The organism is uncultured Halorubrum sp. (genome assembly GCF_937146585.1).
Taxonomy (GTDB): domain Archaea; phylum Halobacteriota; class Halobacteria; order Halobacteriales; family Haloferacaceae; genus Halorubrum; species Halorubrum miltondacostae.
In genome coordinates this window covers 1-12,533 of the sequence record NZ_CAKZRO010000098.1, presented here as the reverse complement: position 1 = coordinate 12,533, position 12,533 = coordinate 1, and the positions used below count along the sequence as shown (strand labels likewise).

The 12,533-nt window shown below is 71.4% G+C and carries 11 protein-coding genes; 6 read left to right on the top strand and 5 right to left on the bottom strand.

All coding sequences use genetic code 11. The annotated features are described in order from the left end of the window. Positions 1-805: 805 nt before the first annotated feature. The 4 genes from Q0116_RS08395 to Q0116_RS08380 all read right to left on the bottom strand — a co-directional run bounded on the left by Q0116_RS08395 (position 806) and on the right by Q0116_RS08380 (position 4,096). Complete coding sequence (locus tag Q0116_RS08395) at positions 806-2,467, bottom strand: HTTM domain-containing protein (RefSeq protein WP_297886877.1); 1,662 nt, start codon at positions 2,465-2,467, stop codon at positions 806-808. A 113-nt stretch (positions 2,468-2,580) separates the two neighbouring features. Next, on the bottom strand, positions 2,581-3,036 hold the full coding sequence (locus Q0116_RS08390; protein WP_297886876.1) for a pyridoxamine 5'-phosphate oxidase family protein: 456 nt from the start codon (positions 3,034-3,036) through the stop codon (positions 2,581-2,583). Positions 3,037-3,237: 201 nt separating this feature from the next. Beyond that, positions 3,238-3,396, bottom strand: a complete 159-nt coding sequence (locus Q0116_RS08385; RefSeq protein WP_297886875.1) for a hypothetical protein — start codon at positions 3,394-3,396, stop codon at positions 3,238-3,240. 64 nt (positions 3,397-3,460) lie between these two features. Continuing rightward, on the bottom strand, positions 3,461-4,096 hold the full coding sequence (locus Q0116_RS08380) for a helix-turn-helix domain-containing protein (RefSeq protein WP_297886874.1): 636 nt from the start codon (positions 4,094-4,096) through the stop codon (positions 3,461-3,463). A 115-nt stretch (positions 4,097-4,211) separates the two neighbouring features. On the opposite strand from Q0116_RS08380, the gene Q0116_RS08375 reads away from it, so the two are divergent. From Q0116_RS08375 to Q0116_RS08350, 6 genes are all read left to right on the top strand, one after another. Then, entirely contained in the window at positions 4,212-4,598 is a 387-nt protein-coding gene (locus Q0116_RS08375) for a helix-turn-helix domain-containing protein (protein ID WP_297886873.1), read from the top strand. Positions 4,599-4,781: 183 nt separating this feature from the next. Continuing rightward, positions 4,782-6,386, top strand: a complete 1,605-nt coding sequence (locus Q0116_RS08370; protein ID WP_297886872.1) for a PAS domain-containing sensor histidine kinase — start codon at positions 4,782-4,784, stop codon at positions 6,384-6,386. A gap of 89 nt (positions 6,387-6,475) precedes the next feature. Then, entirely contained in the window at positions 6,476-8,638 is a 2,163-nt protein-coding gene (locus tag Q0116_RS08365) for an acetate--CoA ligase family protein (protein ID WP_297886871.1), read from the top strand. Continuing rightward, positions 8,631-9,692: a phosphotransacetylase family protein gene (locus Q0116_RS08360; RefSeq protein WP_297886870.1), complete on the top strand. Its 1,062-nt coding sequence runs from the start codon at positions 8,631-8,633 to the stop codon at positions 9,690-9,692. Before Q0116_RS08365 ends, Q0116_RS08360 begins: the two co-directional genes overlap by 8 nt. Positions 9,693-9,810: 118 nt before the next feature. After that, complete coding sequence (locus tag Q0116_RS08355) at positions 9,811-10,860, top strand: hypothetical protein (protein ID WP_297886869.1); 1,050 nt, start codon at positions 9,811-9,813, stop codon at positions 10,858-10,860. 101 nt (positions 10,861-10,961) lie between these two features. Next, entirely contained in the window at positions 10,962-11,144 is a 183-nt protein-coding gene (locus Q0116_RS08350) for a hypothetical protein (protein WP_297886868.1), read from the top strand. 51 nt (positions 11,145-11,195) lie between these two features. On the opposite strand, the gene Q0116_RS08345 is transcribed toward Q0116_RS08350, so the two are convergent. Then, entirely contained in the window at positions 11,196-12,305 is a 1,110-nt protein-coding gene (locus Q0116_RS08345) for a DUF373 family protein (protein WP_297886867.1), read from the bottom strand. Positions 12,306-12,533: the final 228 nt, after the last annotated feature.

The window sequence follows — 12,533 nt, the reverse complement described above, 5'->3', positions numbered from 1 at the left end:
GAGCGACGGCGCTCTCGCTAACTGGAGTGTTACGTGATCTCATACCTATATATCCGGCAAGAACAGCCGGGAACCACCGACGACGCGTTTCGTACCCCACTGAGGTCGCTTCCCGGCTCGACACCGTTCGACTTTCAGGCGCGTCGTCGGCTTCACTCACGGCAGTCCGCGTGTCGCGGCGGGCTGGGAGCTCTCGTTCCGGTGAGGCGCTCGAATATCGTTCGGACCACGCTGCCGACAGACCTCGCCCTGTCGGAGGGTATCACGCGCCTTCGCGAACTTGCTCGCGTCGTCCTCGAGGACGCCGCGATCCTCGTGGCCCTCGTTCGCTGGCTCGCGGAGCGTGCCCGTCTCCTCACTGCGTACCTCGTGTTGTTGCGGTCCGGTTCGAACTCGATCGCAATTTCGTCCGTCCCGCTCCCCCTCCAAGCGGTGACCGCGACATCTCGAACTCGGCCCCAGTCGCGGGGACGGCCAGCCGCACCGCGAGATGCTAGCGATCACGTGCTCCCCTCGTCGCCGACACGTCTCCCGAGAAGCCTGACTCTCTACCTCCACGACGGGAGTCCGCCGAAGCGACCGAAACGCTCGTCACAGCCCGGCCGTTCACAGTGGATACCACTAGCGAGCGACACGCCGACGAATGACAGCCGGAGCACGGCGACCGACTCCGAGAGTCCGACCGCATCTCGACTCGCCGTCACCACCGTCTCCCACGGGCACGTCGACGTCGACACTTCGCCCCCTCGCGCCGTTCGCCTCGCGGCCGGCGAGGCGTCCCCACGCCCGCGCGACGCGAAGCTCGCTACTCGTTCTGAATGAACGCGCCCGAGCAGTCGTACTCGATCAGCTCGTACTCGTTCGCGGCCTCGACCGTCCCGTTGTAGGGGTTCGTCCGCTCGTACGCCCGGTAGATCGTCACGGTCTCGACGTTCGTCTCGTGGGTGCGGTTCCAGTCGCCGCAGAGGTAGTTCGCGAGGTACGAGCGGTGGTTCTCGTTGTCCGCGCCGTCGACGTTCTTGAGGTACTTCCGCCACCGCGAGGTGCGATAGGTGGTCTCCGCGCGTTCCGGCCGGTCGAAGCTGACCGCGGCGTCGCGGTACACGTCCCGCTCGGTCCCGTCTTCGAGCGCGCCGACCGCGACGACCCAGCGCGTCGTGTGGATCGGGTCGGGCGCGAACATCTGCCAAGACTGGCTCATCTCGACGGTGTCCAAGGCGTCCTCGGCGGGGTCCGGCACCTCGGCGTAGCCGACCGACGCCGCGCTCGACAAGAGGATCAACACGAGGAACGCGTACGGGAGGACCGTCGTGAAGAGGACGCGCCCGCGGGCGAGTCCGCCGCCGAGACCCCCGCTCCGGAGGGCGGTGAGCCGCTCCGCGCCGATCGGTCGCGGGAGCGCGGCGTCGACCGCGTTCAGGCGTCGCGCCACCGAGACGCATCGGTCACGCCAGCGCGAGACCCCGCCCGCCCAGTTCAGGCGGTCGACGACGCGTTCGACGGCGTCCCAGATCGGGGTCTGAAAGAACGGGAGGAAGCCGACGACGACGATGATCGGGAAGAGGCCGACACGGATCGTGACCGCCATCCCGAGGTGCATCCCGACGAACAGCGACGCGAGGGCGGCGCGCGGGACCCCCGTGAGCAGGAGCAGTAGCGGCGACGCAAAGAGTAGCGCCACCCACAACACGGTGAACGCGCGCAGGAGGAGGCTGAAATCCGCGAGGTAGTTCCCGAGGAGGTAGCTGAACTGGTCGGCCTGCATGACGTACACGACCGCCTCGCCGCTCATCCAGAGCTCGCTCTCGAATTTGTGGACGGCGTTTGTCAGGTACATCACCAACACCTGCGCGAGGACCGCCATCGTGGCGACGTTCGCCACCGCGGTCTCGGTCGCGCTCAGTGCCGGGGCTCCGGCGTCGCCCTCGGTCGCGGGGTCGGTCCCCTCCGCTCCTCCGTCCCGCGCGTCCGCCCGCCTGACGGCGTCCACGGACCAGCGCGCGCCGAGCGGGAGAACGAGGCTCCAGAACAGCAGCGCGAGGAGCAGGTCGTCGCCCGCGTTCAACACCATCGGGTTCCGGGCGTGAAGCGAGAGCAGTAACAGCCACGAGACCGCGGTCGCGAGCCGGGTCCGGTAGCCGACGCACAGCGCGAGGGCGGCCGCGCCCGCGACGGCGAACACCAGCGCGACGGCCCACGGCTCGCCGACGAGGGCGTGGACCGAGAGCGTCCCCACGTAGTCCGCGAACAGCGCGCGGCGGGGGAGGACGCCGGCGTCGGTGTAGAAGGCGGTCAGCGACCGCGACCGCGCCGCGAGGTCGGCGAGCAACACCGCCCCGAGCCCGATTCGGAAGGCCGCGAGCGCGCGTCGGTCGACCGCGACCCGCGCGGCCAGCGCGGTCGAGAGGCGGTCGAGGAGGGCGGCGACTCGCGAGCGAGCGGTGTCGTCGGGGCGCGTTCCGTTCATAATTGCGTCATTCGTCGCTCAGCGTGAGTCGCGACGCGACCGGCATAAGTTTGTGGTGTCGCTGACACGGCGCGAGGCGATCGCCCGAACGAACGCCCGACGGCGAGCCCGTCTTACGACTCGTCGCGCTCGACGACGACCGTCCGCCCGGTCAGCTTCTCGGGGGCGAACCGGTAGAGCTCGATGTCGAGGTCCGGCTTGTCGGCGGCCCAGATCTCGAAGAGGGGGCGCTGCGTCTCCCCGTACTGCGCGATCGTCTCGGGGGTGAGCTCCTCGAGGTCGACCCGTTCCAGCGCGCCGACGCCGACGACGCTCGCGTACTCGTCGTCGTCGTCACCGTAGACGACCACGCGGGCCTGCGGCGTCGACGCGAGGAACTCGCGCTTCTCGCTGTCGGGCGTCGACACCAGTCGGAGGTACAGCTCGCGGTCGTCGGCGTCGTACCCGTACGAGATCGGGATCGCGTAGGGCGCGTCGTCGCGCGCGAGCGCGAGGACGCCCGTCTCGTGGCGCGACAGGTGTGCGTCCACTTCGGCCGGCGACATCTCGACCTCGCTGTTCGTCGGCATACCCGCCCTTCCGCGTACGTGGTGATAAAGGAAACGAGACAGTACGGGCGGGCGACGCGCGTGGACGCGGCGACGGGGCGGTACGGGGCACGTACGGCCGACGCGCGTGGACGCGGCGACGAGGCGACGCGGGGTCGAGAACGGGGACGCGGCGACGCGACACCGCAGGCGGGGACCGCGAGGCGATCGCTTCGCGGCCGATCAGCCGACCGTCGGTGCCTCGCCGATGTCCTCCTCGGTGACCGGCGCGCCGCAGACGACACAGCCCGTCTCGAGCAGCGTCGCCCGCATCGCGTCGTCCACCTCGATCGAGCGCCGACACTCCGGGCAGACGAAGGTGTGGGTGGATCGCCCCGTCATAGCTGTGGGTACGCCACCCACGCTCATCAAACGGGCCGCGGATTCTCGCGGCTTCGGAACACGGTCAATCCAGCAGCGACCCGAACAGCTTCCGCTGGGCGGCCGCGACGTGCTCCGTGAACGTCGACCGGCCGATGCCGAGCGACTCGGCGACCTCGCCGGCGTTGGCCCCCTTGGGGTGATCGAAGTAGCCCGCCTCGTAGGCGGCCGCGAGCACCTCGCGCTGCCGCTCGGTCAGCTCGCTCCGGTCGACCGTGACCAGGTCCGTCTCCGTCGGCGTCGTCGTCGACTGGAGCAGCCGGAGCACCTCCATGTCCGGACACCGGTCGCGGAACGCCTCCAACACCGACCGCAGCGTCGGCAGGTCGGTCGCGTGGAAGGTGATCCGGAGCCGCCCGTCGCGGATCACCGCCTCAGAGAGGGGCGTCTCGTGCCGGTCGAGGACGGCGAACGGCGAGTCCGGGTCGACGGCCGCGTCGAACCGGTACGCCGCCCGCCCGCCGTAGTCGAACACGACCTCGACCCCCTCGGGAACCGAGAGGTCGGCGTCCGCGATGAACTCGAGGACGACGCGCTCGGCGTCGTCCGCGGGCGTACAGCGCTCGATCTCGGCGACCGTCGCCGCGCCGTCGACGACGCCGTCGAACGGCGACGGCGCCGCCGCCGGCAGCGAGACCTCCGCCCGGATTCCCGATCCCATCTCGTTCGTCCCTACCCGTCCCGGGCAAAAACGTTGGCGGGCGCGACGCCGCGGTATAAAACGCCCCGCATATGATGGGTCACCGTTCGGGTGGGTGGAGCCGGTACGTACAGATATGAAACGCCCCCCGCGGACGAACGACGCGACGACGACGACCGAGGGAGACGCGGCGCTCGACGCGACGTTCGAGGCGCTCGCCGACGCCGACTGTCGGGCGATCCTCGCGGCCGCGGCGACGCCGAAGACGACGAGCGAACTGGCCGAGGCCTGCGACATCGCGCTCTCGACCGCCTACCGGAAAGTGGAGCTGCTGAGCGAGACGCCCCTGCTCGCCGAGGGCGTCCGCTTCGACCCCGACGGCGACCACGCCGCGGAGTACGTCCGCGACGCCGCCGACGCCGCGATCGAACTCGACGACGGGGGCGTCTCTCTCACGGTCGACCGCGAGGGGGCCGACCCGCTGGCCGCCTCGATCGACGCCCCCGGCGTCTCGGCCGACTGAGCCGCCGCCCTACTCCGCTCGGTCGCGATCCGCCGCGCTCCGGTGCCGGTTCCGATCGACCGAGCCGCCCCCGCCCGCTGACCGCCGGCGGGAGCAGAACACGCGAACCTGTGCCGATCGTTCGTTTTCGGCCCTGATAATCGCGCGGACAGTATTATACTCCCGCTCTCGCAGGTACTCCGTATGCCACGATCACCGGCACCCGATACCCTGCTCGACCTCTCGCAGGACAAGGTCACGGTGATCGACCGGGCGGGGCAGTTCCAGTATCTCAACGCCGCCACGCGCGACCTCCTCGGCTACGACCCCGAGGAGCTCGTCGGGACGAACGCGTTCGACCTGATCCACCCCGACGACATCGACCGCGTCCTCGCGACGTTCGAGACGCTCCTCGTCGACGGCGAGCCGCCCGACACCCCGATGGAGTACCGGTACCGCACCGCCGACGACGACTGGGTGTGGGTCCGGACCCGCGTGTTCCCGCCGAGCGAGACCGGGCTCGACGGCTACGCGCTGAGCTCCCGCGACGTCACGCTCGAGGTCGAGTCTCGCCGGCGGCTGGAGACGATCGCGTCCACCTCGCCGGACGTGCTGTGGATGTTCACCGCCGACTGGAGCGAGCTGCTGTTCGTCAACGAGGCGGTGAAGCCGGTGTTCGGCATCGACCGCGAGACGATGCGCGAAGAGCCGCAGGCGTTCCTCGAGATGGTCCACCCGGACGACCGCCCGGCGGTCGAGGACGCGATGCAGCGGCTCTCGGCCGGCGAGTCGACGAACCTCGACTACCGCATCGGCACCGGCGGCGAGGGGATGCGCTGGGTGCGCGTGCCGGCCCGGCCCGTCGTCGAGGACGACGCGGTCGTCGCGATAACCGGCTTCGCCCGCGACGTCACCGACGAGTACCGCCGGAAGCGCCAGCTCACGGTGATGGACAACCTGCTGCGCCACACGATCCGCAACGACATGAACATCGTCGACGGCACCGCAGAGCAGATCGCGACCCGCGTGGACGACGCGCTCCGCGCGGCGGACGCCCCGCTCGACGACGCGGCCGGCCTCGCCGCCGACCTGGTCGACCACGCGGAGACGATCCGGCGCGTCGCGGACGACCTGTTGACCTCGGCCGAGAAGCAGCGCGGCGTGATCGACCTGCTCCGGCGGAAGGAGCCGCCGAAGCCGCTCCGGGTCGCGTCGCTCGTCGAGACCGCGGTCGACAGCGCGCTCGCCGACTGCGACGCGGCGGCCGCCGAGGTGTCCGTCCGCTGTCCCGACGACCTCCGGGCGTTCACCCACCCCGAACTGGACTACGCGATCGCGGAGCTGGTCGAGAACGCCGTCGAACACGCGGAGGCGGCCCCGGAGGTGGCGGTCGAGGTCACCGCGCCGGCCGACCGCGTCGAGATCACCGTCCGGGACAACGCGCCGCCGATCCCCGCGGAGGAGCGCGACCCGATCACCGACCGCTGGGAGATGGACGACCTGACGCACACCGGCGGGATGGGGCTGTGGCTCGTCTACTGGATCGCCGACCGCTCGGGCGGCGACCTGACGTTCGACTCCGGCGCCGACGGGAACGCGGTGACGATCAGCGTGCCGGACGCCGACTGCGAGTCGACGCCTCCGGGGGGAACGTGGGGCGACCCCGGCGGGGTCGCGGCCGGCCCGGCCGAGGCGGACGGCGGCGCGCCGGTCGCGCGCTCCGACCCCGCCCCGAACGAAGCGCCCGACGACGCCGCCGCGACCCACGGCGTCCCACGGGACCCGTACTCGGAGTCGACCGACGAGTGACCGGAACCCGATCGATCGTTCACCGTTGACTCGGATTCCGAAGAACATCCCACCGATCTTAAGCCGGCGCTTCGCGTACTCACACGTTGATGGGTACGCTCAACGAGCTGTTCGACCCGGACCGGGTCGCCGTCGTCGGCGCGACCGCCCGCGAGGGCGCGGTCGGCCGCGCGGTCACGTCGAACCTCCTCGACGACTTCGCCGGCGACACGGTCCCCGTCAATCCGAACTACGACGAGGTGCTCGGGACGCCGTGCGTCGACGACGTCGCCGACGCGGACGCCGACGTCGCCGTCGTCGTCGTCCCGCCTTCGATCGTGTTAGACGCCATCGAGGCGTGCGGCGAGGCGGGGGTCCGTAACGTCGTCGTGATCACCGCCGGGTTCGGCGAGACGGGAGAGGACGGAGCGGCGAGGGAGCGTCGCCTCGCGGAGCTAGCCGACGAGTACGACCTCGACGTCGTCGGCCCCAACAGCCTAGGGATCATGTCGACCCCCTCGGGCATGAACGCCACGTTCGGCCCCGAGAACGCCCTCCCGGGCGGGCTCTCCTTCATGAGCCAGTCGGGGGCGTTCGTCACCGCGGTCCTCGACTGGGCCAACGACAACGGGATCGGCTTCAAGGACGTCGTCTCGCTCGGCAACAAGGCCGTCTTAGACGAGACGGACTTCGTCGACCACTGGGGGTCCGACGAGGAGACCGACGTGATCATCGGCTACCTCGAGGGGATCGAGGACGGCCGCGAGTTCATCGAGACCGCCCGCGAGACGACGCAGGACACCCCCATCGTCGCCGTGAAGTCCGGCCGGACGAGCGCCGGCGCGCAGGCGGCCTCCTCGCACACCGGCACGCTCGCCGGCTCCGACAAGGCGTACGAGGCCGGCCTCGACCAGGCCGGCGTCATCCGCGCGGAGTCGGTCGACGAGCTGTTCGACTCGGCGGGCATCCTCGGGAGCCAGCCGCTGCCCGACACCGACAGCGTCGCCATCGTCACGAACGCCGGCGGCCCCGGCGTGATGGCGACCGATGCGGTCGGCGACGCCGACCTCGACATGGCGTCGTTTACCCGCGAGACGAGCGACGCGCTCGCCGAGTCGATGCCCGAGGAGGCGAACATCCACAACCCGGTCGACGTGATCGGCGACGCCGACGTCGACCGGTTCCGCGAGGCGCTCGAGATCACCGTCGCGGACGACAACGTCGGCGCCGCCCTCGTGTTGGCCGCGCCGACGGCGACGATCGACTTCGACGAGCTGGCGGACGCGATCACCGACGTGAGCGACGAGATGGACGCGCCCGTCGCCGCCTGCCTGATGGGCGGCGACCGGACCCGCGAGCCGAAACAGCAGCTCCAGTCGCGCGGCATCCCCTGCTACTTCGATCCGGCGCGCGCCATCGACAGCCTCGCGACGCTCGCGACCTACCGCGACATCAAGCGGCGGGAGTACGCCGACCCGCTGTCGTTCGACGTCGACCGCGAGCGCGCCCGCGAGATCCTCGGCTCGGTGCGCGACCGCGACGACAACCGCCTCGGCGTCGAGGCGATGGAGCTGCTCGACGCGTACGGGATCCCCACGCCCGACGGCGAGATCGTCGACTCCCCCGCCCGCGCCCGCGAGGTCGCCGAGGGCGTCGACGGCGACGTGGTGATGAAGATCGTCTCGCCGGACATCCTCCACAAGTCCGACATCGGCGGCGTCGCCGTCGGCGTCGGAGACGAGGACGTGGCGGACACCTACGAGGACCTCATCACCCGCGCCCGCAACTACCAGCCGGACGCGACCGTCCTCGGCGTCCAGGTACAGGAGATGGTCGACCTCGACGACGGCGTCGAGACGATCGTCGGCATGAACCGCGACCCGCAGTTCGGGCCGCTGCTGATGTTCGGACTGGGCGGCATCTTCGTGGAGGTGATGGAGGACACCACCTTCCGCGTCGCGCCCGTCTCCGAGCCCGAGGCCCGCGAGATGACCGAGGAGATCCAGTCGGCGCCCCTGCTCCGAGGCGCGCGCGGCCGCGACCCGGTCGACGTCGACGCCGTGATCGAGACGATCGGCCGGCTCTCGCAGCTGGTCACCGACTTCCCGGCCATCCTCGAACTCGACATCAACCCCCTCGTCGCACTGCCCGACGACGACGGCGGCACGAACGCCGCCGCCGTCGACGTGAGACTCACCGTCGACCCGGAGGCACTCGACGCCTCGGCGACCGAACAGCAGCCGCTCGACGCGGAGGAACCCACCAATGACTGACACACCCACCACACTCGTCACCGCGACCGGAGACAGCGCCGGAAAGACAGCGATCACCGTCGCCCTCGCGCGGCTCGCCGCCGACCGCGACCGCAGCGTCGGCTACATGAAACCGAAGGGGACCCGACTGCAGTCGAACGTCGGCAAGACGCTCGACCAGGACCCGATGCTCGCACGCGAGGTGCTCGGCTTGGACGCCGAGATGCACCAGATGGAGCCCGTCGTCTACTCGCCGACGTTCGTCGAGGGGGCGATCCGCGGCACCGAGGACTCCGAGGCCCTGCGCGACCGCATCAGCGAGGAGTACGACGGCATCGCGGCCGACCACGACCGAGTGTTCGTCGAGGGCGGCGGCAGCTGGACCACCGGCGGCGTCGTCGACCTCACCGACGTCGACGTGGCGGAGCTGCTCGACGCGAACGTCGTCCTCGTCGCCGAGTACGGCTCGCCGAACGACCTAGACGAGGTGCTGGCGGCCGCCGACGCGTTCGGCGACCGCCTCGCCGGCGTCGTGTTCAACAAGGTGTCCGACGACGCCTTCGAGTCGCTCGACCAGGACGGCATCCCGTTCCTCGAGTCGAGGGGGATCACCGTCTTCGGCGCGCTCCCGTACGAGAAGGAGCTCGCCGGCGTCACGGTCGGCGAGCTCGCGGACGAGCTCGGCGCGGAGCTCCTCACCGACGCGCCCACCGACGCCTTCGTCGAGCGCTTCCTCGTCGGCGCGATGGGCGGCGACGAGGCGCTGCGGTACTTCCGGCGCGCCCGCGACGCCGCCGTCATCACCGGCGGCGACCGCGCGGACGTCCAGACCGCGGCGCTCGACGCCTCCGGGGTCGCCTGCCTCGTCCTCACCGGCGGGCACCGGCCCTCCGGCGCGGTGCTGGGCAAGGCCGCCGACGCGGGCAAGCCCGTGCTGGCGATAAACACCGACACGGTCACCGCCATCGACCGCGCCGAGGAGGTCGTCCGCGGCGGCCGCACCCGAGACGTGCGCACGGTCGACCGGATGGCCGAGCTGCTCACCGCCCACGTCGACGTCGACGCGCTGGTCTGACCGACGGGTTCGGCGCGGAACGTGACCGGCCGGGACAGAGCGAGCCGGGCCGCTCCCGTCCCCCGGCGCAGGTGAATGTCTGACGTACTGTTTTCACGGTGGACGACGTACCCCACCCATGACCAGTCTCTCGGAGGCGTACGGCGGACGGGGGCGCTCCGGGGTCGACCCGCGTCGACTGTACCTCGGTGTGGGGTCGTTCGTCGCGGGCGCGCTGCTCCTCCTCGCCGGCATCCTCGTGGCGGCCGAGGTGGCGCTGCCGGCGAGCTACACCTCGGGAACCGCTCGCGAGGTCGGCGGGATCCTCGGCGGCGTCGGCGTCCCGCTCGTGCTGCTCGGCGTGATGGCCGTCCTCCCGGCCGACCGCAACACCTACGCCGCGGCGATCGTCGGCGCGGTCGTCATGTGCCTCGGCGTGGCGCTGTTCGCGCACGCGTACCCCCAGCAGTGGGTGGGCGGGCCGCGCCCGGAGCTGACCGACCTGACGCTCCCCACCGCGGGCGTCTACTTCCTCGGGGCCGCGACGACGCTGTGGAGCGTGTTCGTCGGCGTCGCCAACTTCAAGACCCGCAACGACCCCGGCGGCACCGTCTCGATGGAGGTGACCCACAAGGGCGAGACGAAGGTCGTCGAGGTCCCCCGCGACCAGCTCGGGAGCCGCGGCGGCGTCGGCCTCCTCGGCGGCACGCCCGACGGCGACGTCGAGACGCAGACGAACCGTCCCGATGCCGCCGGCGCCGACGGCGACGCAGAACCGAATCCGTCCGCGCCGACGGCGGGGCCGGGGGTCGGTGCGTCGCCGGGATCGGACGCCGCCGGAGCCGCGACCGGCCGAACGAACGGCAACGGAACGGGGCGAGGGGTCGACGCCGGGGGCCGCACTGGTCCCGCCTCGCCGGGCGTGAGCGACGGCGGCAGCGCCGACGCGGACATCTCGTCGCCGCTCGACGACGCGGGGCCGACGGGCGGCCCGTCGTCGCCCGCGACGCCCGAGTCCGCGCCCTCGCCCGGCTCCCCCGCCGCGCGCGACGGCCCGGGCGACGCCTACTGCGGTAACTGCGCGGAGTTCGACTACGTCCGGACCGACGACGGAATGCGGCCCTACTGCGCGCACTACGACGAGCTGATGGACGACATGGAAGCGTGCGACTCCTGGACGCCGCGGTAGGCGCCCCCGCCGCCGCGAGCGCGCCGCCGGCGCCGTGAAACGGCCGGATCGAGGCGCTCTCCCGGCAGAAGAGCGAAGCCGTGAAGCGGCGAGCGGCACCCATGGACGACCGCCGCACCCTCCTCGTCGCCGGATTCGTCGGAGCGTCGCTCTCGTACGTCTTCAACGTCCTCGCGTTCACCGGCACGTTCGACGTGTTCCGCTGGGTCGTGTTCGCCGCGCTGTACCTCGGGCTCACTTACGGGTTCGACCGATTCGTCGGCTGGCAGACCGGCCCGGCCTGACCCGTTCGACGGCGGACGCCCCGGCTCGCCTCCGGCGTCTCCGTGGCGGCCTCACACCGGCTCCGTCGACGGGAGCTGCGACTCCGCGACGGCGAACGCGAGCGTGCTCAACACGCCGATGAGCGTCCCGGCGGCGAGCGCCATCGCCAGCTCCGAGAGTCCGAGCGCCGTCACGCCCGGCGCGTCCGGGAGGAAGAACCCCGAGACCGCGAACAGCACCACGGCGATGGAGGCGACGTAGAAGGGCGCGTTGAGGTAGCGCCACCGGAACCGGCCGGCGAGGTACTCGTCGGTGATCTGCCCGAGGCTGGAGGTGACGCCCGCGACGCCGAGCCACTGGACGAACCCGTGGACGAACGCCGCGAGGCCGGTCCCGGCGGCGAGCGAGCCGCCCTGGACGCCGCGGACGACGTCGACGGTCTCGATCCCCTGAACGCCGCCGACGACGATGAGCGCGAGCGCGACGACGTAGGTGACGAGCGTCACGCGGCCGGTGTAGAGGACGGTGCGGACGGTCTCGGCGGTCCCGTCGACCGTCTCCTCGAGGCCGAGCCCGCGGAACAGCGAGTAGAGCCCGACCGCGCCGGAGAGGATCCCCAGCACGGCCGCCCCGGCCACGTCGAAGAGGTTCGCGACCACGACGAGCGGGTAGATCAACAGGAGGACGCCGAGCGGGATGAGGATCGTCCCCCGGGTCTCCGGGTCCGCGAGGACCTGCTTGATCGTGTAGTACAGCGACTCGAGGTCCTGCGCCTGGCGGACGACGACCCGGCGCATCCCGTCGATCGGCATCCGCGACCGGATCACGGGGAGGACGGACTCGTCTTGGGCGCCGTCGGTGATCACGACCGCGGACACCTCCTCGCCGGTCGACAGCTCGGCGAGCACGCGGTCGACCTCCTGGCCGACCGCGCGGTTCGCCTTCACGTCGGGGCCGTCGACGCCGGTGACGGCCGCGACCTCGACGGCCTCGCCCTCCGCCGCCAGCTCGTCGTGGACGTTGACGCCCTGGAAGAGGACGTTGACGTCGGAGTCCTCGGGGTCGGCGGTCGCGAGCGCGACCGCGGCCTCGGTGACGTCCTCGTCGCCGATGACGGGGGTGGGGATCCCCGTCTTGCGGCCGAGGTCGTCGTCGAGGTCGACACAGAGGACGAGCAGCATCGTCCGACGCTAGGCGAGGGGGCGGCATATGTTTTCGGCTCGGGTCACGCCCGGTGAACCCGGCGACTGCGCCGTCGCGGGCGGTCGCGTCGGTGGGGGTGGGCCCGCGTCGGCGACCGCGCTTAGTTCTCTTCGTTCGGCTCGTGTTCGAGCCCGTTCATCATGCGGCGGACGTTCTCGCCGTCGCTGAACGCGGCCGGATACGCCGCCAGCGGGAGGACGAAGTCG

Excerpts from the sequence above, each read along its gene's own strand:
- Q0116_RS08355 (WP_297886869.1), top strand. The coding sequence starts at position 9,811 with ATGACCAGTCTCTCGGAGGCGTACGGCGGACGGGGGCGCTCCGGGGTC.
- Q0116_RS08375 (WP_297886873.1), top strand. The coding sequence starts at position 4,212 with ATGAAACGCCCCCCGCGGACGAACGACGCGACGACGACGACCGAGGGA.
- Q0116_RS08360 (WP_297886870.1), top strand. The coding sequence starts at position 8,631 with ATGACTGACACACCCACCACACTCGTCACCGCGACCGGAGACAGCGCC.
- Q0116_RS08345 (WP_297886867.1), bottom strand. The coding sequence starts at position 12,305 with ATGCTGCTCGTCCTCTGTGTCGACCTCGACGACGACCTCGGCCGCAAG.
- Q0116_RS08380 (WP_297886874.1), bottom strand. The coding sequence starts at position 4,096 with ATGGGATCGGGAATCCGGGCGGAGGTCTCGCTGCCGGCGGCGGCGCCG.
- Q0116_RS08365 (WP_297886871.1), top strand. The coding sequence starts at position 6,476 with ATGGGTACGCTCAACGAGCTGTTCGACCCGGACCGGGTCGCCGTCGTC.
- Q0116_RS08395 (WP_297886877.1), bottom strand. The coding sequence starts at position 2,467 with ATGAACGGAACGCGCCCCGACGACACCGCTCGCTCGCGAGTCGCCGCC.
- Q0116_RS08390 (WP_297886876.1), bottom strand. The coding sequence starts at position 3,036 with ATGCCGACGAACAGCGAGGTCGAGATGTCGCCGGCCGAAGTGGACGCA.
- Q0116_RS08370 (WP_297886872.1), top strand. The coding sequence starts at position 4,782 with ATGCCACGATCACCGGCACCCGATACCCTGCTCGACCTCTCGCAGGAC.
- Q0116_RS08385 (WP_297886875.1), bottom strand. The coding sequence starts at position 3,396 with ATGACGGGGCGATCCACCCACACCTTCGTCTGCCCGGAGTGTCGGCGC.
- Q0116_RS08350 (WP_297886868.1), top strand. The coding sequence starts at position 10,962 with ATGGACGACCGCCGCACCCTCCTCGTCGCCGGATTCGTCGGAGCGTCG.